Source organism: Herbaspirillum sp. GW821-FHT09A12, from assembly GCF_059418325.1.
In genome coordinates this window covers 887,109-912,625 of the sequence record NZ_JBWKPR010000002.1, presented here as the reverse complement: position 1 = coordinate 912,625, position 25,517 = coordinate 887,109, and the positions used below count along the sequence as shown (strand labels likewise).

The 25,517-nt window shown below is 61.6% G+C and carries 34 protein-coding genes; 4 read left to right on the top strand and 30 right to left on the bottom strand.

The features are described from left to right. Positions 1-100 precede the first annotated feature (100 nt). On the top strand, positions 101-1,447 hold the full coding sequence (locus AC07N6_RS09185; protein WP_494780002.1) for an EAL and HDOD domain-containing protein: 1,347 nt from the start codon (positions 101-103) through the stop codon (positions 1,445-1,447). A 174-nt stretch (positions 1,448-1,621) separates the two neighbouring features. Here AC07N6_RS09185 and AC07N6_RS09180 read toward each other — a convergent pair whose 3' ends face one another. The 30 genes from AC07N6_RS09180 to AC07N6_RS09035 form a co-directional block, all read right to left on the bottom strand. After that, positions 1,622-2,155: a DUF7338 family protein gene (locus AC07N6_RS09180; RefSeq protein ID WP_494780001.1), complete on the bottom strand. Its 534-nt coding sequence runs from the start codon at positions 2,153-2,155 to the stop codon at positions 1,622-1,624. A 290-nt stretch (positions 2,156-2,445) separates the two neighbouring features. Beyond that, positions 2,446-2,652, bottom strand: a complete 207-nt coding sequence (locus AC07N6_RS09175; protein ID WP_494780000.1) for a hypothetical protein — start codon at positions 2,650-2,652, stop codon at positions 2,446-2,448. Positions 2,653-2,655: 3 nt separating this feature from the next. Beyond that, positions 2,656-3,585: a hypothetical protein gene (locus AC07N6_RS09170; protein ID WP_494779999.1), complete on the bottom strand. Its 930-nt coding sequence runs from the start codon at positions 3,583-3,585 to the stop codon at positions 2,656-2,658. After that, positions 3,572-4,147, bottom strand: a complete 576-nt coding sequence (locus tag AC07N6_RS09165; RefSeq protein ID WP_494779998.1) for a hypothetical protein — start codon at positions 4,145-4,147, stop codon at positions 3,572-3,574. The genes AC07N6_RS09170 and AC07N6_RS09165 overlap by 14 nt, the downstream gene beginning before the upstream one ends. After that, on the bottom strand, positions 4,144-5,193 hold the full coding sequence (locus AC07N6_RS09160) for a baseplate J/gp47 family protein (protein ID WP_494779997.1): 1,050 nt from the start codon (positions 5,191-5,193) through the stop codon (positions 4,144-4,146). The genes AC07N6_RS09165 and AC07N6_RS09160 overlap by 4 nt, the downstream gene beginning before the upstream one ends. Beyond that, the gene (locus AC07N6_RS09155; RefSeq protein WP_494779996.1) at positions 5,190-5,600 is read right to left on the bottom strand and encodes a phage GP46 family protein; all 411 of its coding nucleotides are present in this window, start codon (positions 5,598-5,600) and stop codon (positions 5,190-5,192) included. The genes AC07N6_RS09160 and AC07N6_RS09155 overlap by 4 nt, the downstream gene beginning before the upstream one ends. A 4-nt stretch (positions 5,601-5,604) precedes the next feature. Next, the gene (locus AC07N6_RS09150) at positions 5,605-6,183 is read right to left on the bottom strand and encodes a phage baseplate assembly protein V (RefSeq protein ID WP_494779995.1); all 579 of its coding nucleotides are present in this window, start codon (positions 6,181-6,183) and stop codon (positions 5,605-5,607) included. Further along, positions 6,183-7,247 carry a phage baseplate assembly protein gene (locus AC07N6_RS09145; RefSeq protein ID WP_494779994.1) on the bottom strand — a complete coding sequence of 355 codons (1,065 nt, stop codon included), beginning with the start codon at positions 7,245-7,247 and terminating at the stop codon, positions 6,183-6,185. The genes AC07N6_RS09150 and AC07N6_RS09145 overlap by 1 nt, the downstream gene beginning before the upstream one ends. After that, positions 7,240-8,376: a DNA circularization N-terminal domain-containing protein gene (locus tag AC07N6_RS09140; protein ID WP_494779993.1), complete on the bottom strand. Its 1,137-nt coding sequence runs from the start codon at positions 8,374-8,376 to the stop codon at positions 7,240-7,242. The genes AC07N6_RS09145 and AC07N6_RS09140 overlap by 8 nt, the downstream gene beginning before the upstream one ends. 14 nt (positions 8,377-8,390) lie before the next feature. Continuing rightward, positions 8,391-10,481 (bottom strand): phage tail tape measure protein, encoded by a 2,091-nt coding sequence (locus tag AC07N6_RS09135; RefSeq protein ID WP_494779992.1) that lies wholly within the window; start codon positions 10,479-10,481, stop codon positions 8,391-8,393. 226 nt (positions 10,482-10,707) lie between these two features. Then, positions 10,708-11,301, bottom strand: a complete 594-nt coding sequence (locus AC07N6_RS09130; RefSeq protein WP_494779991.1) for a phage tail assembly protein — start codon at positions 11,299-11,301, stop codon at positions 10,708-10,710. Continuing rightward, positions 11,301-11,660, bottom strand: coding sequence for a phage tail tube protein (locus AC07N6_RS09125; RefSeq protein WP_494779990.1), 360 nt, complete (start codon positions 11,658-11,660; stop codon positions 11,301-11,303). Before AC07N6_RS09125 ends, AC07N6_RS09130 begins: the two co-directional genes overlap by 1 nt. A gap of 36 nt (positions 11,661-11,696) precedes the next feature. Next, the gene (locus AC07N6_RS09120; RefSeq protein ID WP_494779989.1) at positions 11,697-13,181 is read right to left on the bottom strand and encodes a phage tail protein; all 1,485 of its coding nucleotides are present in this window, start codon (positions 13,179-13,181) and stop codon (positions 11,697-11,699) included. Beyond that, positions 13,178-13,660 carry a phage tail terminator protein gene (locus tag AC07N6_RS09115; protein WP_494779988.1) on the bottom strand — a complete coding sequence of 161 codons (483 nt, stop codon included), beginning with the start codon at positions 13,658-13,660 and terminating at the stop codon, positions 13,178-13,180. Before AC07N6_RS09115 ends, AC07N6_RS09120 begins: the two co-directional genes overlap by 4 nt. Next, positions 13,653-14,150, bottom strand: coding sequence for a phage protein Gp36 family protein (locus AC07N6_RS09110; protein ID WP_494779987.1), 498 nt, complete (start codon positions 14,148-14,150; stop codon positions 13,653-13,655). Before AC07N6_RS09110 ends, AC07N6_RS09115 begins: the two co-directional genes overlap by 8 nt. Further along, positions 14,147-14,563 (bottom strand): hypothetical protein, encoded by a 417-nt coding sequence (locus AC07N6_RS09105; RefSeq protein WP_494779986.1) that lies wholly within the window; start codon positions 14,561-14,563, stop codon positions 14,147-14,149. The genes AC07N6_RS09110 and AC07N6_RS09105 overlap by 4 nt, the downstream gene beginning before the upstream one ends. Positions 14,564-14,651: 88 nt before the next feature. Continuing rightward, complete coding sequence (locus AC07N6_RS09100; protein ID WP_494779985.1) at positions 14,652-15,554, bottom strand: Mu-like prophage major head subunit gpT family protein; 903 nt, start codon at positions 15,552-15,554, stop codon at positions 14,652-14,654. 58 nt (positions 15,555-15,612) lie between these two features. Beyond that, positions 15,613-16,605: a phage protease gene (locus AC07N6_RS09095; RefSeq protein ID WP_494779984.1), complete on the bottom strand. Its 993-nt coding sequence runs from the start codon at positions 16,603-16,605 to the stop codon at positions 15,613-15,615. A gap of 236 nt (positions 16,606-16,841) precedes the next feature. Continuing rightward, positions 16,842-17,222: a DNA-binding protein gene (locus tag AC07N6_RS09090; protein WP_494779983.1), complete on the bottom strand. Its 381-nt coding sequence runs from the start codon at positions 17,220-17,222 to the stop codon at positions 16,842-16,844. A 74-nt stretch (positions 17,223-17,296) separates the two neighbouring features. Further along, positions 17,297-17,749 (bottom strand): phage protein GemA/Gp16 family protein, encoded by a 453-nt coding sequence (locus AC07N6_RS09085; protein ID WP_494779982.1) that lies wholly within the window; start codon positions 17,747-17,749, stop codon positions 17,297-17,299. Beyond that, entirely contained in the window at positions 17,746-17,997 is a 252-nt protein-coding gene (locus AC07N6_RS09080) for a hypothetical protein (RefSeq protein WP_494779981.1), read from the bottom strand. The genes AC07N6_RS09085 and AC07N6_RS09080 overlap by 4 nt, the downstream gene beginning before the upstream one ends. 10 nt (positions 17,998-18,007) lie before the next feature. Beyond that, the gene (locus AC07N6_RS09075) at positions 18,008-18,373 is read right to left on the bottom strand and encodes a DUF4406 domain-containing protein (protein WP_494779980.1); all 366 of its coding nucleotides are present in this window, start codon (positions 18,371-18,373) and stop codon (positions 18,008-18,010) included. After that, entirely contained in the window at positions 18,370-18,681 is a 312-nt protein-coding gene (locus AC07N6_RS09070; protein ID WP_494779979.1) for a hypothetical protein, read from the bottom strand. The genes AC07N6_RS09075 and AC07N6_RS09070 overlap by 4 nt, the downstream gene beginning before the upstream one ends. After that, the gene (locus AC07N6_RS09065) at positions 18,668-19,072 is read right to left on the bottom strand and encodes a hypothetical protein (RefSeq protein WP_494779978.1); all 405 of its coding nucleotides are present in this window, start codon (positions 19,070-19,072) and stop codon (positions 18,668-18,670) included. Before AC07N6_RS09065 ends, AC07N6_RS09070 begins: the two co-directional genes overlap by 14 nt. A gap of 1 nt (position 19,073) precedes the next feature. After that, complete coding sequence (locus AC07N6_RS09060) at positions 19,074-19,691, bottom strand: DUF3164 family protein (RefSeq protein ID WP_494779977.1); 618 nt, start codon at positions 19,689-19,691, stop codon at positions 19,074-19,076. A 240-nt stretch (positions 19,692-19,931) separates the two neighbouring features. Next, positions 19,932-20,147, bottom strand: a complete 216-nt coding sequence (locus AC07N6_RS09055) for a hypothetical protein (RefSeq protein ID WP_494779976.1) — start codon at positions 20,145-20,147, stop codon at positions 19,932-19,934. A gap of 10 nt (positions 20,148-20,157) precedes the next feature. Continuing rightward, on the bottom strand, positions 20,158-21,135 hold the full coding sequence (locus AC07N6_RS09050; RefSeq protein WP_494779975.1) for an AAA family ATPase: 978 nt from the start codon (positions 21,133-21,135) through the stop codon (positions 20,158-20,160). 24 nt (positions 21,136-21,159) lie between these two features. Further along, the gene (locus AC07N6_RS09045; RefSeq protein WP_494779974.1) at positions 21,160-22,818 is read right to left on the bottom strand and encodes a Mu transposase C-terminal domain-containing protein; all 1,659 of its coding nucleotides are present in this window, start codon (positions 22,816-22,818) and stop codon (positions 21,160-21,162) included. Between the two features lie 21 nt (positions 22,819-22,839). Continuing rightward, positions 22,840-23,919 carry a transposase gene (locus AC07N6_RS09040; protein ID WP_494779973.1) on the bottom strand — a complete coding sequence of 360 codons (1,080 nt, stop codon included), beginning with the start codon at positions 23,917-23,919 and terminating at the stop codon, positions 22,840-22,842. A gap of 13 nt (positions 23,920-23,932) precedes the next feature. Continuing rightward, positions 23,933-24,142: a helix-turn-helix domain-containing protein gene (locus tag AC07N6_RS09035; RefSeq protein ID WP_494779972.1), complete on the bottom strand. Its 210-nt coding sequence runs from the start codon at positions 24,140-24,142 to the stop codon at positions 23,933-23,935. A 55-nt stretch (positions 24,143-24,197) separates the two neighbouring features. On the opposite strand from AC07N6_RS09035, the gene AC07N6_RS09030 reads away from it, so the two are divergent. From AC07N6_RS09030 to AC07N6_RS09020, 3 genes are all read left to right on the top strand, one after another. Beyond that, entirely contained in the window at positions 24,198-24,587 is a 390-nt protein-coding gene (locus AC07N6_RS09030; protein ID WP_494779971.1) for a helix-turn-helix domain-containing protein, read from the top strand. After that, positions 24,588-25,031 carry a hypothetical protein gene (locus AC07N6_RS09025; RefSeq protein ID WP_494779970.1) on the top strand — a complete coding sequence of 148 codons (444 nt, stop codon included), beginning with the start codon at positions 24,588-24,590 and terminating at the stop codon, positions 25,029-25,031. A 102-nt stretch (positions 25,032-25,133) separates the two neighbouring features. Further along, positions 25,134-25,517 carry a putative holin gene (locus AC07N6_RS09020; protein ID WP_494779969.1) on the top strand — a complete coding sequence of 128 codons (384 nt, stop codon included), beginning with the start codon at positions 25,134-25,136 and terminating at the stop codon, positions 25,515-25,517.

The following is a 25,517-nucleotide window of genomic DNA, read 5'->3' as shown; positions in this document are numbered from 1 at the left end:
TATCTCAGGCGGCCGAAGCGATGCCGAACCGACATACAATGTGCGGCATTGCCGAAAATAAAGAATCATTACCAAGCTTGGGGCACCTAAAATAAGAACCATGTCCGACCAGCCATCCGACCAGTCCAGCCCTGCCCACCAGGCGCTGGATTTTTTCCTGGCCCGCCAGCCTATCCTGAACCGTGAGCAGGATCTGATCGGCTACGAGCTGCTGTTCCGCAGTGCCGCTTTCGGCCCCGCCAACGTGAAGGATGACGTCACCGCGACCGCGGCGGTGATCGCGCACGCGTCGGAGCTGGGCCTGTCCAACGTCATCGGCAACCTGCAAGGCTTCATCAACGTCGATGCGGCGGTGCTGATGAGCGACTTCATTTATTTCCTGCCGACCGACAAGGTGGTGCTGGAGATCCTCGAAACCGTCAAGGTCACGCCGGAGCTGGTGGAGCGCGTGCGCGAACTGGTCCGGGCCGGCTATGTCTTTGCGCTGGATGACGTGGTGGCCGAATCGGAAGAAATCGAAGAGCTGCTGCCATTGGTCAAGATCATCAAGATCGATGTCATGGAAGTCGATCCCAGCAAGCTGCTCAAGCTTTCCGTGCACTTCAAGCGCGCGGGCAAGGAGCTGCTGGCGGAGAAGGTCGAGACCCTGCAGCAGTTCAATGACTGCGTCACGTTCGGTTTCGATTACTTCCAGGGCTATTACTTCGCCAAGCCCATGATCCTCCAGGGCAAGAAGCTGGAAGCCTCGAAGGTGGTGATCATGCACCTCCTGACGCTTCTGGTGCGCAATGTCGACAACGGCGAGATCGTGCGCTACATCAAGCGCGACGTCGCCTTGAGCCTGACGCTGCTGCGCCTGGTCAACACCCCCGTCTACGGTTTCCAGAAGTTCATCGATTCGCTGGGACAGGCGCTGATTGTGCTCGGCCGCCGCCAGCTCAAGCGCTGGCTGCAGATCCTGTTGTTCGCCAATACCGACAAGAACAAGGCGCATACCCTGTCGCCCTTGATGATCCTGGCGGCCACCCGCGGCAAGATGCTCGAACTGGTGACCGCGAAGATCCGTCCGGGGCGTCGCAAGATGTCGGAAATGGCGTTCACGGTCGGCATCATGTCGCTGGTGGATGCGCTGTTTGGCATGAGCATGGAAAGCGTGTTGCGCCAGATCACGGTCAGCACCGAGATCCGCGAAGCGCTGCTGCGCCGCACCGGCTTTTACGGAACCGCCTTGAAGCTGGTCGAGTGCACCGAACAGCGCGAGCAGAACCAGGAAGAAATGCAGCAACTGCTCGATGAGCTGGGCTTGTCCGCCGACGACTTTTTCGAGGCGGAAAAATATGCCTTCGAGTGGGGCAACAGCATCTCGACCAATAACGTCGGCCAGGCGCCAGGCGCTTCGATGGCGCCGCCGCCGGACGGCTATGTCGACGACGACGATGATGATTGAGTTGGCCCGACCCGGATCCTGAGCAAAGACCAGGCCGCCATGCCGATGCATTGGCGGCTTTTTCTTTGGCCGCTCAATGAGTAAAGCGGCTTTGATTTTCGGACGAAAGCACTTTGATTTTCGGACAGTATTTTCAGGCAATTTTGGCTTGATTTTGGGATGACTCGACCTGGGTCAGGCTCTCGAGACCGAAAAAACAAACGGAACCCGCCAAACTGGCCCCCACGGCACCGAATTCCACTGTTGCGCGCCCTTGTCGTAGCAGCCCCATACTTTCCAGCCAAGTTTGACTTGAATCCCAATGCGGGCAATGTGTAGGCTGAAATATCCGTTGGCCACCGCGACGAAGGTCGTATTGTCTGTCCGTATCACTCGCCAATTCGTCGGAGCGAATTCTAGTCCCAGCACCCAGTAGCTGAAGCCATAGCCACAATTCCGGTATAACCACTTGACGCGGTTCCAGTAGGTCGACTTCCCACGAATGGCTCCGTCACGCACGCCCTGGTCAAGATCCGCATCGAAGGTATCAAACCAAGCCAGCCAGGCTGGCAGCTTGTAGCCCATCTTCAGCAGTCCCCTATCGCTGTAGGTGGTTTGCACAGCAAACAACGGAGCCCACCAATTCACGAACAGGGCCGCCACGATCCAGGAAAAGCTCAAGTCTAGGACTGTACGCCCCACCGAGAACAGCAAGGTCAAAAATAGCATCTGGTACTCCTTTCATTGAATTTGCACTATGGCCGGATTTACCCGGCCTTCGAACGGGGCTTAAAGCCCCTTTATCCATAAACTGAAACTGACCGGAACTTAGTTTCTTCCGGCATTGGCCACAGCGAATATCTTGCAAAGTTGCTCAGCGATACCATTCGGCCGCCTCCTGCGGGGGGGGGGCAGGGCCTTGGTGGAGCACAAAGCAGTCACGTTGCAGCGTGCCGAGCGTTCAATCGCACGTTAGCGCGTGCGGCTGTTTGCTCTGTCTTTAATGGATGACCGAGGTCTCAGTCTTCCGCTGGGGTATGTGCTGCGTACACCGCCAGAACTGCATCAATCTGTTCCCGCGTCATGTCTTCGTGGAACTCGAATTCGCCCGAGCTGGCCCAGGAAAATGGGAGGCCGATTAGACCGGCAGCCTCCAATTCGGCCACAAAGGATTTGCCGATAGGCTTGGTACCGGACTCAGCACCGTTTGCTGTCACATCTTCCATGTCTTACCTCCCAGTCGGTTGAATTTCGATGGTCATGCCGCCAGTCCAGGTGGACGAACCGTTATCCGTTTTTCCGTACAACTGAGCGTAGTGGAGTCCGTCAGCAGCCATTTTCTTGGGCATGGGATAAATCAACGTGTTGCCCGGATTCGCGGTATAGGACTGGATTTGGGTGCTGAGCTGCCCATCTGCGGCAGCGCCGTCATAGCCCATCTGTGTGTATGACGAGTAATTTGCCACGCTCGTGTTGGCCAGGCCGACAAAGGTGGCCCTGGCCATCTCGCCCGCGAATGCCAGAAAGCTGATTTTTAAACTCGCCAGCGCAACAAAGCTGGTACTGCCTGTACTGGATGTGCTCACACCGCTAATCGCAACATAGCCCGTATCGTTGTACCAAGATCGCGCCATACCAGACCATGCTGTCGCTGACGTGGCATATTCGATGCCAACAAGCAGGCGGGTACTATCACCATTCTTGATCTCGATTCCGGTAGCCGCATCGGTAGCATGCGGTGTAGTGGACGCCTCCAGCACCATCGCATTGCCGTTCATATAGGCATAGATGTAGTACAGCGTCGACGCCACCAGACCAGCAGCTGCGAGCGTCACCCCTGCCGCAGGAACCGTTGCCAAGCCATAGCCAGGAATGAAAACCGTACCACTCTTCACCCTCGCAAGTAGAAGATTCGCCCCAGACACCTGGAGGCGGCATTGCGCACCGTTGGCGCCGATCAGCGCACGCCGAATTGCCTGAGCCAGTTGTGTGTTGTCTGCCTTGTTGAGAACGATGCCCATCGACTCAATGAAGGATGCGGATTCTTCCTGAATCGCATTGTTGAATTCTGCCGTGAATTCAGTAGGTGGCCGGTTGTTGGCAGCATCTTCCGCTACCCAACGGTTGTTGACATGGCCAGGGCCATCAATTCGATGCATTGTAATAACCTCCTGTTCCCGTAATATCTTCGAACCACAGATAGACATGGGCTTGTTTGAAAGCGGATAGTGCTGTCCATAGAACACTCGGATCAACCACCGAGCTGTAGTAGCGCACGCGGATGATGTAGCGGCTGCGATGCCCCCACAACCCGTCGCCGATGTGGCTACCGATGCGTGCCGGGCCGATTAGGTGCTCCACGCGCAGTAGATCAACCGGAAAGGTTTCCTGCGGCGCTGCATGGCTCCATAAGCGGTCGCCGATATGGCCACCGATGGCTGCTGCACGACGTGGAAAGGTCTCTGTGTGTCCCGCAATGGCCTCCCTGGCTACGCGTCGGTATTCTTCGATGTGCCAGCTACTGACCTTTGGCCGATGACGGTCGACGGCGTTGTCCAGCACCTGCTGGACTGCCACCTCTGTCCGCGCAAATTCCTTGGCCGCTCCCATGAGCAACTTGTCACCGAACCCGCCCTCCGGCCACTTCCAGGCCGAGCCAGGCGGCAAGTAGCTCTGCAGGGCTGCGGCAAATTCGCGCTGGGTATGCTGTTTGACTTTCATGGCGCCCACTGCACTGGCGTTGAGACGAGCAGCTCGCCCGGGCCGGCAACGACGCTCTCAATCGGTAAAAGACGCGTGTACTGCGACGTGACGGTGGCAATAGCCGCGTCGATCTCCGACACCTGCAGCACCGCGTCCTCGTTGGCCTTTGCGAGCACGGTGGCGCTGATAGCGGCCTCGATAGCTGTTCGGTTGGCCTCGTTGTCCGAGACAGGCGGCAGATCGAGCTGAACAACGACGAAATGCTGGATGGGTGACACAACACGCCAATCTGAGCCGCCAGGCGCGACCGTGGCCAGATAGTCCTTGACCGCCTGCAGCACAGCATCAGTCGGCATGCGCCCGGGCAGGCGATCGCAAATCGGCCGGACAGTCACAGTGCCCAGCCCGAGCACATGGAGCTGCACCAGGGCCGTCGTGACAGAAGGGTGGGCGCTGCGCGCCCAAAAGCGGTAGTCGTTGGGCTTACCGCCCCGCGCCCCGTCCGTTACGACCGTCTGCCATTCATCGGCCACCCGCACCCGCCAGTTATCGACGGTCTCTTGCTCTTCGCCGCCCTGGATGCCGGCGTCGTCGACCGTCAATGTCGCAGAAACACCAGGAACCGGATCGATAAAGGTAAGCGTCTGCCCAGCAGTGAGGTTGCCGGCGCTACCAGCGGTCAGGCAGCGTACCGACACGGGCGTCGGGCCGGTACCGATTGTCGTGGCAGTGGTAACGGCGTAGTCCAGCCCATTCGGGCCACGTGCCTGGACATCCTTGAGGATTTGCTTATCGGCCGCTCCGATGGCGATGGTGCCGCCGGCCGCGGCGCGTGCCAAGAGGCGCTCCACCTTGTAGAGGGCGGCCCAGTCGTAGAGGCGCTCTTCCTCGCAGGTCAGGGGGGAGGATTGGCGGTCAGCCCATTGCACATAGCCGTTGGTGCTGTGGTGGCCACGTGCGAGCGCCACCGCCAGCGGACGGCGCAAGACACCGGGCATCGAGGCAAGGTCTGCCTCGATACGGGTCTGCAGAGAAGGAAAGGCGGGACGGGTGTAGTTGGTCACAACGGGGCTCGCACAATGAACTTGCGTCCATTGTGGAACCCGGTGATTTTAACGAGAACGCTGGAAATGTTTCCAGCGGGAGTGGTAGGGACTTCCTCTTGTACCGTGACGTCCGTGAATGCCGGATCGCGAGAGGTTAGACGCGTGGCTAGGTCGTTGATGGTCTGACGCCTAGCGCTGTCATCCAGTGGTTGTCGGCGGACGCACCACAAGATTACCCCTGCTGTAGGATCATAGAACCAGCCTCGGCGGTCGAACCGCTGGGAAACCAGATTGTCCGGCGCCTCGGCATCGGTATACAGCTCGCTATAGATGACGGTCGCTGCAGCCGCATCTGCGTCATCCAGCATAGGGTCGTCGAAAGCAAGATCGAAGGCATTGCCCTCTACTCGAACTAGTTTCAGCATGTTTTCATCGGTTCACTGTGGATGTGGGTTCGCCGGGTGGCGTGCTGGTGTGGGTATGGCCGTCTCCCACGTCGACGCCATTGACTTTAAATTCCCCGTCAATATGAGAGCCGCCCTTCATCTCGGCCACTCCGCCATTAGCGCCGTAGTAGCCTGCTGCAGATGAGGTCTGGCCAAGCACTTCCAGGTTGCCGCCGATCTTGGCATCCCCGGTGGTCTCGAAAAGCGGCGTCTCCGCGATCACCTTGGCGCGGGCCTTGGCTCTCACGATGCCGCCCTCCTGGATGGCAACGAAATCCCCTTTGTCGTTATGGATGGCCACTTCCCCGTCCTTCAGCTCCATCTGGTACTGCTTGTCGCCGACGATCAGGGCCAGGCCCTGCGCGCGGTCGCCACTGGGGAACATCAGATATACCTGCGCACCTGGCAGCGGCTTGTGCGAGAAGCCATACGGCTCGATGCGCTTGACGTTGGGCAGCGGCTCATCGTCCAGGACGGTCACTTGCACCGTGTCGGCCTCGGCAAGGTTCAGCGTTCCCTGGGCGATGAGCAGCTTCAATCGGCCCCAGCCTTGTTCATCCATCAGTTTTTCCCCTTCTTCACACCAGCACCTCGCTTGCTCTTCTTCTTGGGTTCGCCGAGGAATGCGCTGCGCGGCATCACGGTGAGCTTGGCACGCTCGCCGCTACCCGCACCGCCGCGCGTGTCGGAAGTGAAGTTCACTTCACCGATCAGCAGCACTTCGTCAATGTCTTCCTCGCCATCTTCCTCACCCGGGATGATGACGCGAACCTGGGTATTGATCGCCCAGGGCACTTTGTTGCCGGCTGCATCGGTGTATCGCCACTCCGGCACTTCCAGCTCGATACGGTGGGCGCGAGCCAAGCGACGGTTTCGCTCCAGGAGCGCGCGGCGCTCGCAGCCACCGATGCCGTGGCTATAGCGGTCGGCGACTATGTGCATGGGCCGGAAGAAGTTGAGGCCCTCGTCCTTGATCGATCCGCGCCGCGCGGCGTCTGCGGCATAGTCGAAGCTCTTGACCACGTATTCAGAGAACCGCAGCTTGTACTCGTCGACGATGGTGTAGTCGGCGATGTTGACGCCGTATTCCAGCGTGGTGACAGGCGGCTCATTGGTCGGTTCGGTCAGGATCAGGCCGCCGGAGGGCAGCGGATACAGCAACAGGTTTGCGGCCCGTACAGCATTGATGAGGGCGTTTGACGGCTGCTCGCACTGCATGGAGAACTGGGGTACAGCCTCGGTCTTGGCGGCGATCTCTACCGGCACCTTGAACGTGTCGCAGAGTCGCTTCACGATCTCGGCAAGGGTCAGGCCGGACAAGGTCTTCGAGTATTGGCAGTCGACCAGCTCACGCCCCAGTGACCGCGCCTCGATGGAAATACCGTGATGCTCCCCGCTGACCTTGCGGCGCCGCGAATCCGGGCGCACCGTTGTTACCAGGGCGTCCCCGATCAGCACGTCGGCCACCGTGTTGACACCCAAGCCCAGGCTATTTCCTCGGCCCGGGCCGACAATGGCCAGGCGCACCGCCGAGCAGATATCATCGACGGACATTTGAATATCGACCGATTGCCAAAGGGGATAGCGGTTGCCGTTGAAGCGCAGGCTTGCGATTGGCTCATCCATAGACCACTCCCTGGACGAACATTGGATGACGCACGGCATTGCGGGCGATGAACACCTCTTCATCGACCTCCAGGAGGTAAGCAAGCACCGCCGAGGGCATGGGGTGAACAACGCTGCGCTCCACAGCCGGCTTCAGGTCTTGGGCCATCAGCGCGTCAATCAAGGACGTGCGTGCATCCACAGCAGCCTCAAAGACGCCATCCGACGCACCAGGCAGCAACGAATCCAGGGCCGACACTGCAGAGGTCAGCGCCGCATCGCGGTCACTCTCGGCCCGGTAGTCCGCCATCGCCGCCTGGGCGGTGGCCGACACCATGAGCTGGCTGCGCAGCGTATTTTCCCGCTCCAGGTTGCGCCTCACTGCGCCATCCGTCGCTGCCACGCCGGTCAAGGCCGGCACGGCCGACGTGGTGGCAATGCTGGCAAACCGGGTAACCACCCGAGGGCGGTCGGTGTCGTCTAGCTCGGCGCCGCCGCCGCCCAGGGCGTTGGTCAGGCTACGGAGCATGGCGGCATATTGCCCAGGAATGGCCATCAGCTCGTTGATATCGTTCTTTACGCCCTGGATGAGGTTGAGCACCTGGCCGGCCCAGGTAAGCGGCAGCGTGGCCATCGAGATCAGATTGCGCAGCCCCTCCAGTTGCTGGTTGACATTGGCGATGAAGGCGGTCATGCCATCGGCGCTCATCGGCTCCAGCTCGAAGTCGTCGACTGCAGCGTCAGACAGCTTGGCCGTCTTGTCGATGGCCACGTCAACCTTGTCGACCTGGACGACGTAAGGCTGCTTCCCGCCGGGCACGAACTCGATGGCGACCGTGGCCATGCCCCCGCGCTCGTTGCTCTCGCTGACCGTCCAACCCTGGGCACGAACCCAGAGGTTACCGAGCCAAGGATGCAGCAGCCAGTCGGCGCCGGGCTGATTCAGCTTCTCCAGGAAGCCATTCCGCTCCAGGTCATAGTCCTCGCCGATGAAATAAGCGTTCAACTTCCATTCATCCGCCTTGCCGCCTAGGTCTTTGACGTGCGGCTCGTCCGCGCCAGGAATAGGGGTAACGGCCAAGCGGCGGCCGCCCGTGGCGCTATGGTCGTCGGTCAGAAAATCAAAGCCTCGGAAAGAGGCGGTGGCCATGCGTTCTCGATAGCTCATCGCGGTGCCCCGTTCCACACATTACCGGTATTCATCTTGAAATTGGCGATCCCATTGACCTCCATGCCTTGCTGCTGGACGACCAGGCCCGGCGCCAGGGCAATGGAGAGATTTGCATTGACGTCGACGGGCTTCTGCTCGCCACCCTTCATCAGGTCTTTGATACCTTCCCAGGCCAGGCCGCCAACGCCGCCGACTGCGGCGCCGATGCCTGTGCCGATGACCGGAATGAAGCTGCCAACCGTGGCGCCGAGGGCGGCGCCGTTCAAGGCGCTGGAGCCGTATCTGGTGATTGCCGAGTCGTCGCCGAACGCCTTCCCAAGCGCCCAATCGCCCGCAGCGGCGCCAATACCTGCAGCCGCACCCACACCCACTCCACGCATCACGGTTCTGCCTACGCCGCTGCTAGCGGCGGCGCCTGCGGCGCGACCGATGGCACCACCAACCGGGCCAGCCTTGCCGCCCATAGCGATGCTGGCCAAGCCTGCCGCACCCGCCAGTGCACCCAGGGCACCGGTGGCCAGCGTGATCGAACCAACCAGGAGCGGATGTTTGTTGGCCAGGTCGCCGAATGCTTCAGCCGCGCGTCCGATGGCCGGTGTCAGGCCGTCCAGCACTGCCTTCTGCCCAATGTCCTTTTGCTGCTGGGCCATGCGAAGCTGGAACGACGGTGTGCTGGCCATCAGCTCATAGTTCTTGTCCCCGGCCCCGTTGATGCTGACGTCGTTCTCCCGGACGGTGCCCAGCACCTTCTTCATGTATTCCGAGTTGTTCATCATGCCCAGCAACGCCATCAGGGCCTGGCGGTCCTGGATCAGCTTGCCAATCCCCGCGCCCTGGGCAATTGTGGCCATGCCTTCCAGGGCTTCCTTCTTCTGGTCGTCGTTCTTGGCTGCCGCCAATTGCTTCTGCAGGGACTTGTAGTCATCCCGCTTGTTCACGGTCTGCGAGACCAGCTCGCCGAACGCATCCACCGAGTCCACGCCCTTGGCGCGGCGCTCTTGGAGATACTTGGGCAGGTTGATGCCCAGCTTCTTGGCGTCGTTAGCCGTGTCGCTGGAGTTGATTTTGGAAAGCAGGTTGACAACGTTGTTACCGGCCTCGTCCTTGGTGCCGGCGGTGATCACCGCCGCCTGGTTCAACGCGGCCAGCTTTGCAAAGCCTGAGCGCCCGGACATGCCCGACATGGTGGCGGCGGCCATCTGCTGCGGCAACCATTTGGCCATGTCTCGCAGCTCGAAGCCGCCAGCCTGGCCAGCGGCCAACGCCATGTTCAGGACGTTCGGGAGTTCGTCGGGCTTGATCTTGAAGGTCTGCATCGCGCGGATGCCGATCTGCGCGAGCTGATTGGCACTGGCGCCGGTGGCCGTCTGGAAGCGCATGAGCTGGGGCAGCATCTTCTTGGCGTCATCGGCCTCGAAGGCGCCCGAGGCAATCAGCGTGTCCAAGGCCTCGGCAGCTTCTTCGCGGGTGCCGCCACCACCTCGGCCCACTGCGGTATTGATTGCCGCTTCCAGCTCCGCCATGCCTTGGCGGCGCCCCTTGAAGTCGCGCTCGGCAAAGGCGGTGTTGGACATGTTGGCCAGGCGCTCGTCGAACGAGATCGCGGCCGAGGTCGGCCCCTTCAGGGCATACGCCGCGCCGGCAACACCCGCGACGCTCGCCGCACCGAACTTCATGCCCGCCTGCAGCTTCTGTGCTGTGGTCAAGCGGCCCATTTCATTGCGCAGCTCGGTGACCTTCTCGCGCATCTTGGAAGCGGCCAGGGCCTGCTCCCTCCAGGAGAGCACGCCGCTACGCGCCAGGCGGTTGTAGGCGGCTTCAGTAGCTTGGATTTCGCGCTGAATAGTGCGTTCGGAGCGCACGCCCAGGGTTTCCCGGGCAGAGTTGAGACGCTCGTAGGCGGTGCGCTGACGAGCCGCGCTGCGCTCTGCAGCGGCGGTTGCGCGCTCGGCCTGGCGCTCGGTGGCCGTGGCGGCCTTGGCCGCGCTCTGCTCGGCCAGGCGAGTGGCGTTGCGGATGTCCGCCGACGCGCTGTCAACCAGCTTGACTCTGACTTCGACGTCGACAGCCGAGGAATTCGACATAAAAAAATGCTCCAGTACCTGATGGTGACTGGAGCATAAAGACCGCCTTCCCTGCGGTTAAGGCTGGAAACATTTCCAGCGGGTGCGTGACGCTAGGGGCTCGGGCTGACGATGCGTTTCGAAACATCGGCCATCACAAACAGCTTTGATAGCCGCCAGGACTCAATGACGGGCATCTGTTGGTTCAGCACGCGAGCAACCATTGCAGCGGCGCCCAGCACCTTCGCTACTTTTTTACGGCGTCCCCTGCAGGCAGATCGCTGAACACTTCTTTCTCGTCTGCCTCGATCATTGCGTCGACGTGGGCAATGGCGATCTGGTAGTCGAGGCCGTGGAGCTTGAGGACGATCTCTTCGTCGACGCCTGCGATGCCGGCCACCAGGGTGATGCGTTGAAGCGTGCCGCCGCGCATGTCGAATGCCAGGTAGTCGCCGGCAATGGTGTGATCACGGAAGGTCAGCTCGCTGAACGTCTTTTTGCCGAACTGCAGCGGTTCCTTGAGGCGCTTGGTCTTCGCCTCCAAGATGTGCGCGCCGTCCTTCTGCAGCGCCGCCAGATATGCCTTGATAGCGGCGTCGTCGGCGTCGATCAGCTCATCGCAGTAGCGCGCGGCCTTCTGATAGTCCCGACCGTCGAGCGCCTGGACGACTGCGATATCCAGGTCGGCCATGCTGGCAATCAGCGCCTGGCGCTGGGCGGTGCCGCCGGGAATATCGAATGCCAGGTAGTCGCGTGCCACCGAGTGACCACGGAACGCCAGCTCGGTGATGGTCTTGTCACCGACATTCACGGGCCGCTTGAGCTTCATCGGCGCGCCCATTACGAAATGCGCTCCGAGGTGTTGGCGAAGATGGCGATTTTGATGGTGCCTTCGCCGTCCAGCGGCGGCGGCGACTCGATAGACGCCTGGCTCATCAGGTGAACCGAGCCGTCCGACAAGCGGACGGTAACGTCTTCGTCCTGGACGGCCGCCAGCGCAACCAGGTCAATCCCAACGGCGTTTAGGTTCAGCTCCAGGCGAGCGGCCTGGGCGCTGGAGGTGTGGCCACCATCCTGGGGCAGCCGGCCCGGCTTGTGGCTTCGCTTTTCGCCGCTCGGGGTGAAGGTGCCGGGATTGTCCGCCAGCGGCAGCTTGCCGATGGAGGGAACCGACACCGTGCGGATGTTCGTCATTTCCATGTTGTTTTCCTCTCAGATGTTGTGCGGAGGCAGTGCTCAGTAGGTCGGAACGGCCTTCAAGAAGCTCGACTTGCCCGCGATGATGTAATACGGCGAATTGATCACCGGGGTATCGTGGAAGTTGAAGCGGCTCGGGTTGGCCGGATCTTGCTCCACCACCAGCGTGGACTTGTAGTAGGCATATGCCTGCACCCATCCCTTGTTGCGCATCAGGTCGTTCTGGTAGAGCGACAGCAGGTAACCGCGCACGCTGTCCTCGGTGGTGATGCGCAGCCCAGGGCGGTAGTCCTCATCGGTCTTGGCCGCCGTCGTCCCGGTGAATTGCTTCTTGGCGCCGCTGATTTGCGCGTAGCGGATGCGCTCCATGACCTCGGCCGAGTTGATATCCAGGAAGGCGTCGTCGGCGCTGCCATCGGGCTTGTACTGATACATGGAGATCAGGCGCTTGATGTAGACACCGCCGTCTTTGCCGATCTCCAGCATGCTGATGCCCTTGAACAGCAGGCTGTTGGCGTCCGTCCACTCGAAGTATTCCCCAGGCACGCCCACCAGTCCGGGTAGCGCCGTGTCTTCCAGGGAGGCCACAGGCTGGCTTTGCAGACGCGGCCCGGCGGCTGCGCACACTGCTGCCGCCGTTTCCCAGGTCGTCATGGGCTGGTTGTCGATGCCGACCGTGCAGACGTGCACCGCGTTCTTGGTCTCGCCATAGGAGGCCGCAGCCTCGAAGCCGCCGCGATAAGCGCTGAAAAGCCGGAAGCCTGCTTGCACGGGCGGCTGATAGCGGCGGTCGGATTCGGTCTTCCAGGCCGCAATCGTCACGTTGTCATTGATGCCCAGGGCAACGTAACGGAACCAGCGGCCGCTGCCGATGATGGCCGGCAGATCGCCGGGCGCCGGATCGCCGGCACCGCCATGCATCGCGGCGATGGTCAGGGACATGCCTTCGGGCGTTTCTTCGCCGTACAGGTTCAGGCGAATGTCGATGTTGTTGCCGCAAGTGCCCTTGTGGCGCGCGGTCAGCGTGACGTCGGCGCCCGCCGCCACAGCGGTGACCGGGATATCGGTGCCTGCGGCGGTGATGGCAGCGGCAATTGCGGTGGCCAGGTCGGCCGCCGTGGCATTCGCGGCCACCGGGGCCACGATGGCGCGCTGCGCGATGTACAGCGCCAGGACGCCGGCCTCGGTGGCGGCCGCGTCCACGGTGATCTTGCCTGCGGCGGTGGCACCGGCCGGCAGGTCGGCATACGGCAGGATGTACATGTCGTAGGTCGGATCGATCTTGCGATAGCGCTTGGCCATCTGGTGCAGCATCGAGCCGTCACCGGCCTTCTTCTTGGCGTCCTCGACACCCGACAGGCGGACGATTTCACCAGCCGCGGCTGATCCGGTGGGCAGCTTCTGGCCAACCAGGAGGATGATGGGCAGGTCGCCGCCCAGGCCGGCCTGGCTGCCGTCGATCTCGATATAGCCGCCCGGGTAGCGCAGCGCCTCGGGGACGTAGGACATGGGGATAGTGCTCATAGATCGGTTCCTTTTCTACTGAGGCCCTCGAACTGGGGCGGGTCTGGCAAATAGTTGGTGATGAGGGTGGTGAATTCGTACTTGTCGGCCCAGTACATGTCGCCATCCGTGTACTGCAGCACGCGGCCGCCGGCAAATTTCATGGGCTTCTTTCCCGGCTCGATCTGCCAGCCCAGCAGGCGCTGCTTCACCACCTGGCGATAGGCCAGCAGCATGTTGTCGCCCTCGGCCCGGGCTTTGTGCTTGCGGGCGTTCTCGATGGCGATGACCAGGTCGAGCGATATCGTGATGTTTTCGGCCCGCTCACCAGCATGCACAGACCTTTCGCCGGCACGCACCACCCAGCACGCCGGGAGAGGGAGCGACTCGGGCTTGATCTGCGCGAACTCGGCGGCGCCCTCGACGTTCCGAAACCAGACATGCGGGAAGCCGGCAGGCTTGGGCGTTAGCAGCGTGATCAGCGGATCAAGGCTAATCATCGGCATCTCCGCCGACGCTGCGCATGCCGTAGCGGCGCTTCCGGCTGTCGATGATCGCCAGGTCACCCGATGGCGCCGGCTGTGCCGGATCGGCCGGGATCAGGTTCTGCGTTCCCTTGCTGTGGTTGATCAGCATGGTCAGGACGTCGTCGTAAGCCTTGCGGACGTCCTCCGTCATGTTCTCGGCGCCCTGCAGGTTGTACAGGGCGATGGTCGATGCGATCCGGGCCAGCAACGGTGTTTGGACGGTCTCCGGTATGCCGTAGGTGAGCACCAAGGCGTCCGCATCGGCCAGGGCCTTGTCGATGGCATCCAGGGCCAGTGCGATGGCGTCCTGCTCCTCCTGGGAGTAGGCGGAGAGGTCGCCCCCCGCGATAGCCTGGCGCAGCGCCTCGTCCGGCACCATGTCCAGGTCGGCCGGCACGGCCAACTGGGCGAGGCGGCGGGCGTTGCTGCGCGCGAGCAGGTCGGCGCGGGCGGCGAAGCTCATTGCGCGCTACCTTTCTGGCCGCCCTTGGTTGCGGCCTTGGTTGCCGGTTTGGCGGTCACCTTCTTTGCTGCGGCCGGTTTCGCGGCCGTCTTTGTTGCCCCCTTGGTTGCAGCAGCGAGCGGCGAGGGTTCAGCCGAGCCCGGAGCTTGTACGCTGCCGGTGGGTGCAGCCGCTGGAGGCACGGAAGCGGTGCCGGCGCCGGAGCCGCCCGCAGGGTCAGCTGCGTTGGGCGTGTCGTTCTCCAGGTCGGTCGGTTTCTCTTCCGAGACCTCCAGCATCTGCTCTGCCTTCAGTCGGTTGAGGGTGGCGTCATCCACCTCAACCGGCTGCCATAATTTGATGAAGCGGGTGCCGCAGCGGAAGAACGAGTCTTGTCGTGCTACGGGAACGAGTCGTACATAGACCTTCGTCATGGTGCTGTGTCCTTAAAAAAATCCCCCGCCCGCCTGGGCGGGGGGCAAACATGGAGCCAAACTGCGCTCCCTTCCGCTCACGTGTTGGTTACAGCCAGGGCGTGACGATCAGCTCGACGCGCTTGTAGTTGGTGTTGCTCTCGCCGTTGGCCAGGTTCTGCTTTAGCAGGATGGCCTCGGCGGCAGCGCGGTTGGACATGCCCACCAGGAGGGTGTCGGCCATGATGCCCAAGGGCACCTGACCATCGCCCTTGAACAGACCCATCGCGTCGAAGGCCGCTTCAAAGTTCGCGGCGGTCAGGTCGGCCTTGGAACCGAACGCGCACTGCCAGAAACCATAGGCCGCATTGCCGCGCCACTTGCCGCCGAACGAAATCTGGTCGTAGTCGAAGTTGCGGTCGCCCTGAATGTTGGTCAGCATTTCGAACTTGGGCTTGTAACGCTCCTGCAGGTAGATCGGCGCCGGGGCCTGCTTGGTGCACAGCAGAATCCAGGGCGCTTTGGTGCCGTCCTGCATGTTGCTGACGGGCGTCACATCGCCGCTGCCGTCTTCGTTGGTGGTGGTGGGGTGATCAGTGTCGAAGAAGTACTGACCGTCGTAGCACTCGCTGGCGAAGCCGGCCGCCAGTGCCTGGAAGATCAGGCGGCTCTTGAGATCGTTGGCCGACTGGCCGGCGGATTCGGCGAGCGTGCCGTACTGGCCGGTGTTGTCGTCTTCCATGTCGTCCACCAGCACGTCGATGGTGGCCTCGAACTTCTTGTTGACCACCTGGTAGCCGCGCTCCTCGACGGACTTATGCACGCGGGAGCCGACCCATTCACGGAACTGCGGGAATTGGGTCAGCCACTTGTACGTGTTGGATGCACCGTTGCTGTTCACCAGCTTGGAGATCTTTTTCCAGTCATCCGAACTGACTTTCAGGCCCTTGTCCCAGCGGGCGATCAGGGTGGTTTTGAGGTCGTTGATTTGGTCTTGCGTCAGCTTGCCCATTGGGTTCTCCTTGGACTCTTAATGTTGAATTCGGTGTTGCCTCTATGCCTGCTAGGAATCAGTCCCGGGACTTCTTCGCAGCCAGGTATTCCTCCGGCGTCACGCCCATGCGACTGCACATGGCCAGGGTCTCCTGACTCAGACCGTTGCCGCCCTTGTTGGCCTCCTGGTGCTGCTGGCCCTTGGCGATAGAAATCGGGTTGGTGGCGTCCAGGTATTCGGTCAAAACAGCCAGCGATTGCTTTTCGGCCCAGGGCTTTTGCGCGGGCACCAGGCGGCCGTCGTTCAACGCGGCCAGCAACAGGGCTGAATGCTTCTGCTGCTCGTCCAGCTTGGTGGCTTCGGTCTTTTCGCCTTCCAGCTTCTCGGCCTTGGCCTTGAAGTCGTCGCGTTCCCTGGCCAGTGCCGCAACATTGGTATTGAGTGTGTCGCGCTCGGCGGTCAGGGCTGCGACCTTGGTTTGCAGGCCATCGCGCTCAACCGTGAGCGCGGCTACTTCATTAGGCATTTCAGCCTCCTTTTCGGTGGAAAAAATGGAATACGCGCGGGCCAGATCGGCCAGAGCTTCGAGGTCATCGAGTGCGGGGGTATTGGTGATCGCAACCGAAATCAGCTCCAGCACATCGCCGGTGTCCTTGTCGTACAGGAAGACCGGGCTGATGTAGCGCACCTTCTTCTTGACGATCAGGTCGGCGGTGTCGTCGACCCACTGCACATCAGTTGCGAACAGGCCGACTCCATCGCGCCATTCCAGCGAGCGAGGAATCCAGCCGGCGGCTTCGACGCGCTTCCCGTTATTCTTAGCATTCAGCGACTGGTGTTCGAAGTCGATGAGAATGTCGGTCTTGCGGGACTTGGCCAAAGCGATGACGTCAGCGGCGACCGGAGCATTGATATGCCAAGCCCCGGTTGCCACATCATCCGGGCGGCCATCAACCGAGCGGAACGAGCCGGCCGGCAGCAGATGTACTTCGGTCGGTGCCTGACCGGCGGCAAGAGCCAATTCAAATGAACAGCCGGCGATGGATGTATTGCGCTTGGTTTGGGCCACGTTTTGCTCCCTGTTTCGATAGGAAGCATTCTTGCGGCGCAGCGAATTAAGGCCCACGCTGGAAACATTTCCAGCGGACGAGATAAGGCCGACCGATTTAGAGGGCTTTTAAGACGTTTTGGGGTGCTGCGTAGGGATTCGTACTCAGAAGAGGGAGAACGGCGTTTCTAAATCGGTATAAAACGATTTTCGACCTATTCCTGTTGTCGAACTGACCGAGGAAATGCGAAACCTGGCTAAAACAGGTCGAGTTGGGCGTCGTCTTCGTCCGCACAGATGTTCTGAATCTGGCGCGATGAGAGGTGGTAGCGATGGGCCAGCGTGGACAAGCTGGCACGAGCACGTTCTTTTCGAATGTGGCTATTACGCAGCCGCTGGAACAGTTTGTCGGCCTTGGGAAGCCACAAGCGCCCGTTGGCATCCAAGTGAGGCCGCAAGGTAATGCGCAGGCGCGCCAGCTCGTCGGGCATCAGCCCCATTGCACGCTCACGGAACATCGGAACATTGCAGTTCACGCCGCCGTACTCGCGCAGCCAGTCCTTGGCCCGCACCAGACCGAGCGCACGCACGATAGCGCGCAGCACGGCCGGCAGCGTTGCCAGGAAGTCGTCGTCCAAGGCTGGCCAATCGCCGATATCGTCGACGTTGGAGGTCAGGGGTAACGACTGAGGGAGTCGAGGCGTGGACATAGTCAGGTTCGCTTCATCCACGCTTTGAGGGCTTCAATGATGGCCTGGCGCTGGTCATCGGTGAGGCCGTCGAGGTTTGGCACGTCACGATTCACCTGGCGGGCGCAGAAAGACAGCAGCGCGGCGCGGTCTGCATTCTTGACCTTGCCGGCTTTTCCCAGGAGACCCCACAAGCGGAAGATATGGGCAATCTGAGGCGATACTGCCTTGGCATGCCCGTCTCGCTTGAAGACGCCACGCTGACGTGGCCAGCCGCGACGCTCGTAATCATCGAGCGCCGAGCCGAGCTGCTGAAGCGACATTGTGCTGGCCGAAATCCTGCCTTCAACCGCCCGCGCGCCGTAGCGCGCCAGGAGGTCGCGGTGGGAATCGTCGCTCCAGCCGGGCAGCGTCTTCGCCGCCCAGCTCTTGGCGATGCCCAGGAGCTGGCGCAGATGCTTGGCTGTTTCGCTCATAGCGGCAGCTCCAGCGTGCGCGGGCAACGGGTCGGCTCGGCTGCCCGGAAGATTACCAGGGCGTACACGTCGGGATTGGTCTGCGCCTCGGCGCGCTCGACCTGGTGGTTTCCCGCGCCCCACAATTTTGTGGCCAGGCGCTCGGCCGCCTGCTCCGGGCCGGTGGTGCATGAGACGCGCCTACCCTTGTAACTGGCCGAGTAGGTGCCGCCCCCCTGGCGCACTTTGATTTCGATGAATTCCATCATGCTGCCCCCGTCAGCATCTGACCAAGCGCGCTGCGTCGGCCAACAATTCAGCCGACGGCGTCCAGGGGAAGTTGATTGACGCGGCCTCAACGATGTTGATGCCCACACGATGGGCCACGTGCAATTCCAGGTGAGTTCCCCGGGACTGATGCCAGGAGGGCAGTATGGCCACGGTGTCGCACCCAAGCATGGCCACCAAGTCAAGACGTAGGCATTCCTCCCAAGAGATATCCTCGTTGGGGACGCCCCCATGCAGTTCAGCCGGATTTACCACCTCGTAGCCGAGGGCGCGCAGACGGGCCGCTTCGGCATTGAAGGCAGGGAAATTGAGGTTGGCAAGGCCCGTCATCGGGCCGCTGATGTAGATGCGCTTCATAGCACCACCCTGATCTGGAAGGTGACACCAGGAACGCGCAGGACTTTGCGGCACCAGGAGACGAAATCCCCGAGTGCGTCCCCACCGGCGCTCTGGTTCGGTGCTTCCTGGACGCCAGGCACCAACAGTTCGCCGCTGCTCTTGTTCTTCTCGTCGCGTGTGGCCGCGACGGTTACTGTTTCGCGCAACGCAGCCTCCGGGCCACGTGCAAACTCAACTGCTGTCTTAGGCGCCGCCCCGATCACCGCAAACTGGATCTGGCCGGTGGCCCAGCAGTACGCGCAATGCGTCGCTTTAGCCTCTGCCATTTTCTACCTCTGCCCCTTGTTTTTGTTCTGCCAAACGCGAAGGAATGCCGTCAGCCTGCGCCAAAATGGCCGCAATCTCAGCTATCGCTTCGTGCTTGCTGGTGCCCATCGGATGCAGATGGCGCTTCATCACCCCACGGATGCGCGCCAGTGCCCCAGCCGGGCCGGAGGTGTCGCGTTGCGAATCAGTGGCCGCGCTGACTGCCTCCAGAATTTCGGGCGTCCCATCGCCCTGCAGCAACACTACGGCAAAATCGAGATTTTTGCCGGGCGCCGCCGTGGCGAAGCTGACCGAACCCGCGTTCGCGTCCGCCATTTTGGCGAGGATATCGCCGAGCGGCGTACCCATCCACGTGTCTGGAACAAGTAACGAGAAGATTTCTTTGCTCATGTCACACCGCCGCTGCGTCGAGAGTGATGGGCAGATATTCACCCTGGGCGTTGCGCTCGAAAAAGCGCACATAGGATTTGCTGCCGGCCACCTGGAGACTGTCGTTGATAGCCTGAATGCCGCGCTTCCACTTCTCGTCTTCGATGGCGAGATTTTTCAGATCGCGCATACGGCCCAGGCTGATCTTGCCGTTCTTGTCCACCTGGAAGGCCGCTTGCAGGAGCGCCTGGACTTCCGGGCGCAGACCGGCGCCCCATTCAGCAGCGCATTCGAGTGGAAGTTGCTCGGCGGCCCGGATACGCTCGTCGAACTGGGTATGCTCGGCCACGGCCACTTGCACCTTGAAGCGTCCGTCATAGCTGGTCAGGCTGGTGTTGCCCTTGGCGCCGCCGATCTTGGCGCCGTACTTCTCGGCCGACAGCTCGGCGAAAGCGCCAATGTCATGGAATGCGCGCGTCTTCAACTCTGCGAGCCCATTGCTCGCGGCCTTGGCTAAGGTCGCCAGTTCGACCACCAGGGCATCGCGCATCAGGTCTACCTGGCTGATCAAGCCTTCCGGCACCAGCCGCCCCTTGGCGTCCTCGCGGTAGCCCTCGGGAATCTTCTTGCTTTCGCTCATTGCTTGCTCTCCTTGTGAAAAATCAGTGTGTGGCGCCGTCCGCCCAGTGCGACGTGGTGGTGCCGCCCTCATGCGTTGCCTCGACCGCTGCCCGGGTTTCCCCATCGGGGCGGAAGATCACGACACGCATGCCCTCGGGCAGCAGCCGGCCAACGACGCTCAAGGCGTGTGCCATGTCGGCGCTGGCCCAAACGTCGGCTACTGCTGGCGCTGCCTTGCCGCGCGGCCGGCGCGGGCCGCTCATCGCCGCCCCTCGATGAACCGCTGCACTTCGCAGCCAGCGAACTCGACATGCGGGTATGCCGCCTTGCCGCTCACTTCAATGCGGCTCTTCTCCAGGGAGTCGCCGCCGCTAACGATGCAGCGGTGAACGCGGAAGCCGATCTTGCGCAGTTGCCTGCATGCCTCGTTGGCCTGGGCCAGGCGCTTGATGAAGTTGTCAGTCAGCACTTGCATGGCATGCCCCTCAGTTCGCAACCTGGAGGCACAGCGCCTGTTTGGCTACAGCGTCGATCAGCTTCACGTCCAGGGCACGGCCCTTGCCGAATTCCTTGGTCGCGGCGATGAGGCCCTCGGTCAGCACACGGGCGCTGCCCCGGCTGTATTCGTACATGCGCTGAATCACTTCGTCCGATACCTCGCGGTCGCCGAAACCCGACTGCACCATCGCGGCCGCGTCGTCCAGGGTGATCTTGGTGATGGTCTCCGGCCAGAAGCCGGCGCGAGAGCGGATTTGGTCGAACTGGCCATGTTCAGGCGAGATCAGGCCGCGCAGGTTCTCGGTGCCGGCCAGGACAATTCCTATGTTTGCCAGGTCGCGCAGACGGCGCAGCGTGTGGAGCTGGTGCGGCGTCAGTGTTTCGGCTTCATCGATGATCAGCAGGCTGTCGGTGTTCTTGAGTTCACCAACGATGGCGCGGAACTTCACCTCCAGATTGGCCTTGGACTCGAAGCCCATCACCGCCAAATGCAGGTGGTTGATCAGGCTCGACGTGGTCATGGTCGGCGTGGCCTCGATCAGATGCGTGTTGTCATGCGCGGCGCGGTAGCACTTGAGGGCGAACGTCTTCCCGGTGCCTACGTAGCCAGTCAGTACGGAGAAATTCCGGTAGCGGCGGGCCATCAGGCAGGACGTGTGCACCAGCTTGAACACGCTCGTCTCGACCGGTGCAATCACGTCCAGGGCGACCTCGTCGCGGTGGCGCATCGCGGACTCCACGGCGCGGAGCTGCTTGGTCGGGCTCGAATCGTAGTAGCCCTTGAGGATCTGGGTCAGCGTGCTTTGATGCACACGGGCCAGGCGAGCCAGGTGAACCAGCTTGAACTCGCGCTCGGCCAGCCATTGCGTGACGCGCATGCAAGCGTCGCGGTCTTCGGCGGTGTAGTGGGCGGCGTAGACGACCGCAGCTTGGGAGGTCGGATTGATCGAGGTAGCTTTGGGCATGGGAAGGCTCCAGTTCGTTATCGGTTATTCGTTGTCGTTGATGTTCAGATCGAGCAGCAGCGGTTCGTCGTCCTCGATCACCCGCGCTTCTACTTCGATGGCGGGCATTGCACCTTCGGCCACCGCGTCCACATCGATGACCTGGCCGGCGCGGGCCTTCTGCTCGGCCTTCTTCTTCTCCAGGCGCTTGATGGCGTCGGCTGCGCGGTTCTGGCGTTTCTCTTCCAAGCGATTCGGCGCGATAGCGTCGATAGCCGTGATCAGGTGGGCATCGCATATCCAGCGGCCCTCGGTGGTGCGGATCACCGCTACGCGGTCGTCCATCAGGTCGTACTCCAGCACCACCTTCTGGCCGTTGAAGCAATGCAGGTCAGGATGCTTGTAGCCGCGCTTGCCGTGTCGCAGCGAGGCACGGGCGACGGTCAGCACCACCGCCTGGCGTTTCAGCTCCAGGGCACTCTGGTGCGGCGGGATCGGCACCAGGGACTCCCACAGGGAGCGGCGTGTGGCGTTCTTGTCTTCCGGGTGCGGGCGATCCACAAAACGCTCCATCCAGGCGTCGAAGGCGTCCCGGAACTCGGCGAGCGATGGGAGCGTCAGCCGGCCGGCCTTGATTTCACGCACTGTCGCGTTCAGCGCCTCCGGCGCCATGTCCGTGCCGCAGTAGAACTCAGGACGCCACAGCTTGAGGAAGTCGTCCTTGACGATGCGGAAGAAGCGTTCCACCCAGCCCTTACCGTGGGGGTTCCCAGGGATGGCGTGGATGATCTGCTGCACGCCGGCCCTGACATAGAAGCCGGTCATTTCGTCGCTCATCAGTTTGTTCTTGTGGCCTGATCCGTTGTCGACGTACAGGAACGGCGGCACGTGGTTCCAGCGTGCGAACGCCTCGGCCCACATGTTCTGCACCGCGACCGTTCCTTCGTGCTCGTCCGCCCGCCAGCCGACTGGATAGCGGCTGCGCATGTCGATGGCGACGGTCAGTTCGGGGCGCCAGATATCGCCGGTTACAGGATGCGCCAGGTAGATATCGGCCCGGTAACCGTCGGCGACGTAGACGTCGCCGGCCAGGGCGTTCTCCGTCGAGCGCCGGACATAGGCTTTCTCGGTCAAGCGATAGAGGTTCTTGCCGATGCGGGCCGGGCTGTTGCGGCCGAGCATGGCCGGGACGCCTGCCAGGTAGTTGCGAACCTGGTCATAGCTCACCGGAAAGTGGTCAACCTCGACCAGGCGGCGATGCACGGCCGACATATCGGGCTTGCTCGGCGAATTGAAGTATTCCAGGGCAGGCCCCCACCATCCGGCCGCTTCGACCACACGGCCCTTGTGCTCGGGCAGCAAGGCCGAGATGCCGCCTTCGCGGTACTTGGCGCACCAGTCACAGATGGCGGAGCGCGAAGGAGTCTTGCGGCCGGACTTAGCGGATTCCTGCAGCGCCACGGCGAAGTGCTTGGGCAGACGGTCGGCTTCGCCGCGTTCCAGCATTAGCGCAATCGCGTTGTTTTGCGTCACGCCTTGCTCTGTCAGGGCGTGCACATAGTTGACGACGGTCTCGCGGAACATCGCCACCTGGCGGGCGCGATCCGTGGACTCTTTCCACGGATCGCGGCTGCGCAGCGCCAGCACCTGGGCTGTCGGCAACGGCGCCACCGCGCCGCCGGTTGTCCCCACAAGTCTCACCATGTTTCGCGCTCCCTTCATGGCTTATTCCCCCTTGCTTTCTTTGTTCTTCGATCCGGCCGGACGACCACGGCCGCGTGGCTTGGCCTCTTCGCGCGTCTCCTGGCGGGAGGCGCTCTCGGCGCCGTGGCGGTTTTCGATTGCTGGGTAGTCGAGCAGCCAACGCTGCGCCTCTTCGGGCGTGAGAATGTGGCCGGCCTGAATGCGCTCGGGCATGTCGCTGGCACGGACGCTGTCGCGCATCAGCTCGACGAGGTCGGAGGCGCGCGCGGCCACGACATGCGCCGCCACCCATAGCTGCTCGATCTGAATACGCCATTCCGGGGCGTCAGGCCCCTCCGGATTCACATCCTCGAAGAGCTTTCGCAGGCTTTCGATATTCAGGCGGGCGCCTGCCTCGAAGGCCATGCATTCCTCGCGGATTTCGACCGTGCGATCCAGCAGCTCGGTGGTGCTACGCTGATTGGCGCTCATCACCCGCTGCAACTTCATTTCGGCACGTTCCAGCTCGGCCTCATAGTTCTTTTCGCGCCCCTTGAGGCGTCGCACTTCTTCCTTGAGTTCGGCGGTGGTCATCACGTCCGCCTTGTCCATCAGGTCGTTGCCGCTTTGTGCTGCGGCTTCGATGACGTCAGGGGGAAGGGATGCCAACAAGGCGACTTTGACGCGGCCGAGGGTCAATACGTCGTCGAGCTGCTCGGGCGGGAGCAGCGTCACGAATTTGGCGATCTTCATCGACTCATACACGCGCTGTTTGGCCAGACCATGCTGCTCCATCCACGCGCCAAAGCCCGCCGGGCGATCAGTGTCCGCACGTTCGGACACTGATTTTCGGTCACCGCCGTTGCCCAGGGAGAGCAGCGCATGGGCCTTGATGAAGGCAAGGCCGGCCCGGGTAATTTCGAACATCGCCCGGTTCATCGAATCCGCGCCCAGGACTGCCAGCTCGCCCAGGTCTTCGGTCACGATGCCGAACTGGGCACTGACTTGTGCCAAGCGCTCCGGCGCCACAGTCGACAGGGCTGAGACCGGGCTATCCGGCAGCACCAGTTCGCTCGCTACGGCGGGCGTCGATTCCGGCTTTGCTTTCGTACCTTTTCCCACTTTTCAATCCTCCTTAACGCTTCTTGGTCTTCGAACGAGCAGCCACCGCGTTCAACTTGTCGGCGATTTCCTTGCCCTGGCCGAACGTGCCTTTGTTGATGCCCCGGAGCACATCCGAGGCGTTCCGGTAGCCATACCGGTGCTTTTCGCACCAGCCCTTGAGGGTCGTTCCTTCTTTCCTCAAGGCGTCGAGCACATCAGACCTATTGACTGCTGGTGGCATGTCGTCATACTCCTCACAAATTGGTAACTATCAAACACAGCGAATGATAGGGATTATGAGTAACGATTTCGTTACCGTCAACTACTTTTTTAGGGGGTTTTTTGTGTCCATAGGTGAGCGACTGCGCGAAGAGCGCGACCGACTAAAACTCAGTCAGCCAGCAGTGGCCGACGCGGTGGGCGTTTCGAAGAAAACGCAGATTGATTATGAGAAGAATCGAACCCCACCGGACGCGAATTACCTGAGTATCGTGGCAGGGCTCGGATTTGATATTTCCTACGTAATCACGGGCATGCGGATCGAAAATGCGGCTCGGACGCCGCAGGAGCTTGCATTCCTGCGGAACAGTCGAGCCATGCCCACCGCAGAGGCGCGGCAGGCTGCCTTGGAATCGGTTGTCAGCCTGCGAAAGGCTTTCGGTGGAAAACTTGAGGGGGAGGAATAAATGGAAAAAGGCGCAGAAAAGGTAACCAAAATTGGATCGCTTTCAAGATCAAAACAGGTAACGATATTTGCTCTTGCAATGGCGGTGCTGATCCCCGCTGCCAGCTACTTCAATTCTGCATCGAAGCCGGCCGCAGCCCCCCAGGAGGCAAAGGTGCCAGAAAATGGAGAGTTCCAGGAGGTCATGCGGCAGGCGCATGCGGGCGACTATCAGGCTCAGCGCAATCTAGCCTACGGCTACGCGGCGCAACCATATCCTGGTCAGGAAAAAAACTCGGTTCTGGCTTGCTCTTGGTATCTGGTCGTTCTCAACTCGGGGAGTCCGCGAATTGACGAGGGCGACAAGAGCAATGTGAACCTCTATTGCGGTCGCCTGGATGCTGACCTGCTGGGCACGGCAAAGACCCGGGCTTCGCAGTTCCTGACCGAAATCTATCGCCGCTGACCCAAGCGGCGTCATGCCGCTGGAAACATTTCCAGCGTGGGACAGATGAGTTTGGAGGCGTAACTTCCGATTGTCGCAAGGCAACCTATCGGAGATTACGCAATGCAAAAACTTCGCCTCAAATTCTCGTCGCTGGAAACACCACGCCTGTTCGGCTGGCTGGTTTTTACCGCTGCTCTTCTGCTGACCATCTGGCTGCTGTATCCGCAGCAGTTTCTGGTCAGCCTTTATAAGCTCTCGCTGGTCACGGTGGCCGGCGTGGTCGGCTATTGGCTCGACCGTGGGCTGTTCCCTTACGCTCGGCCGCACACCTTCATCGAGGACGAGCCGGAGCCTGACCACCCCCATTGCCAGATCGAGCCTGACGGCGACCGCATGGTCGTCGGCCACTTCCAGGAGTCGATGCAGCAATCCTTTGCTGCCTCCATGATTCGCCGCGCGCTGATCGTGGGCTGCGCCATGCTCGCTATGGGCTTGGGTGCCTGA

Coding starts and splice junctions, on each gene's coding strand:
- AC07N6_RS09185 (WP_494780002.1), top strand. CDS start 101: ATGTCCGACCAGCCATCCGACCAGTCCAGCCCTGCCCACCAGGCGCTG.
- AC07N6_RS09180 (WP_494780001.1), bottom strand. CDS start 2,155: ATGCTATTTTTGACCTTGCTGTTCTCGGTGGGGCGTACAGTCCTAGAC.
- AC07N6_RS09175 (WP_494780000.1), bottom strand. CDS start 2,652: ATGGAAGATGTGACAGCAAACGGTGCTGAGTCCGGTACCAAGCCTATC.
- AC07N6_RS09170 (WP_494779999.1), bottom strand. CDS start 3,585: ATGCATCGAATTGATGGCCCTGGCCATGTCAACAACCGTTGGGTAGCG.
- AC07N6_RS09165 (WP_494779998.1), bottom strand. CDS start 4,147: ATGAAAGTCAAACAGCATACCCAGCGCGAATTTGCCGCAGCCCTGCAG.
- AC07N6_RS09155 (WP_494779996.1), bottom strand. CDS start 5,600: ATGCTGAAACTAGTTCGAGTAGAGGGCAATGCCTTCGATCTTGCTTTC.
- AC07N6_RS09150 (WP_494779995.1), bottom strand. CDS start 6,183: ATGGATGAACAAGGCTGGGGCCGATTGAAGCTGCTCATCGCCCAGGGA.
- AC07N6_RS09145 (WP_494779994.1), bottom strand. CDS start 7,247: ATGGATGAGCCAATCGCAAGCCTGCGCTTCAACGGCAACCGCTATCCC.
- AC07N6_RS09140 (WP_494779993.1), bottom strand. CDS start 8,376: ATGGCCACCGCCTCTTTCCGAGGCTTTGATTTTCTGACCGACGACCAT.
- AC07N6_RS09135 (WP_494779992.1), bottom strand. CDS start 10,481: ATGTCGAATTCCTCGGCTGTCGACGTCGAAGTCAGAGTCAAGCTGGTT.
- AC07N6_RS09130 (WP_494779991.1), bottom strand. CDS start 11,301: ATGGGCGCGCCGATGAAGCTCAAGCGGCCCGTGAATGTCGGTGACAAG.
- AC07N6_RS09125 (WP_494779990.1), bottom strand. CDS start 11,660: ATGGAAATGACGAACATCCGCACGGTGTCGGTTCCCTCCATCGGCAAG.
- AC07N6_RS09120 (WP_494779989.1), bottom strand. CDS start 13,181: ATGAGCACTATCCCCATGTCCTACGTCCCCGAGGCGCTGCGCTACCCG.
- AC07N6_RS09115 (WP_494779988.1), bottom strand. CDS start 13,660: ATGATTAGCCTTGATCCGCTGATCACGCTGCTAACGCCCAAGCCTGCC.
- AC07N6_RS09110 (WP_494779987.1), bottom strand. CDS start 14,150: ATGAGCTTCGCCGCCCGCGCCGACCTGCTCGCGCGCAGCAACGCCCGC.
- AC07N6_RS09105 (WP_494779986.1), bottom strand. CDS start 14,563: ATGACGAAGGTCTATGTACGACTCGTTCCCGTAGCACGACAAGACTCG.
- AC07N6_RS09100 (WP_494779985.1), bottom strand. CDS start 15,554: ATGGGCAAGCTGACGCAAGACCAAATCAACGACCTCAAAACCACCCTG.
- AC07N6_RS09085 (WP_494779982.1), bottom strand. CDS start 17,749: ATGAGCGAAACAGCCAAGCATCTGCGCCAGCTCCTGGGCATCGCCAAG.
- AC07N6_RS09080 (WP_494779981.1), bottom strand. CDS start 17,997: ATGATGGAATTCATCGAAATCAAAGTGCGCCAGGGGGGCGGCACCTAC.
- AC07N6_RS09075 (WP_494779980.1), bottom strand. CDS start 18,373: ATGAAGCGCATCTACATCAGCGGCCCGATGACGGGCCTTGCCAACCTC.
- AC07N6_RS09070 (WP_494779979.1), bottom strand. CDS start 18,681: ATGGCAGAGGCTAAAGCGACGCATTGCGCGTACTGCTGGGCCACCGGC.
- AC07N6_RS09065 (WP_494779978.1), bottom strand. CDS start 19,072: ATGAGCAAAGAAATCTTCTCGTTACTTGTTCCAGACACGTGGATGGGT.
- AC07N6_RS09060 (WP_494779977.1), bottom strand. CDS start 19,691: ATGAGCGAAAGCAAGAAGATTCCCGAGGGCTACCGCGAGGACGCCAAG.
- AC07N6_RS09055 (WP_494779976.1), bottom strand. CDS start 20,147: ATGCAAGTGCTGACTGACAACTTCATCAAGCGCCTGGCCCAGGCCAAC.
- AC07N6_RS09050 (WP_494779975.1), bottom strand. CDS start 21,135: ATGCCCAAAGCTACCTCGATCAATCCGACCTCCCAAGCTGCGGTCGTC.
- AC07N6_RS09045 (WP_494779974.1), bottom strand. CDS start 22,818: ATGGTGAGACTTGTGGGGACAACCGGCGGCGCGGTGGCGCCGTTGCCG.
- AC07N6_RS09035 (WP_494779972.1), bottom strand. CDS start 24,142: ATGCCACCAGCAGTCAATAGGTCTGATGTGCTCGACGCCTTGAGGAAA.
- AC07N6_RS09030 (WP_494779971.1), top strand. CDS start 24,198: ATGAGTAACGATTTCGTTACCGTCAACTACTTTTTTAGGGGGTTTTTT.
- AC07N6_RS09025 (WP_494779970.1), top strand. CDS start 24,588: ATGGAAAAAGGCGCAGAAAAGGTAACCAAAATTGGATCGCTTTCAAGA.
- AC07N6_RS09020 (WP_494779969.1), top strand. CDS start 25,134: ATGCAAAAACTTCGCCTCAAATTCTCGTCGCTGGAAACACCACGCCTG.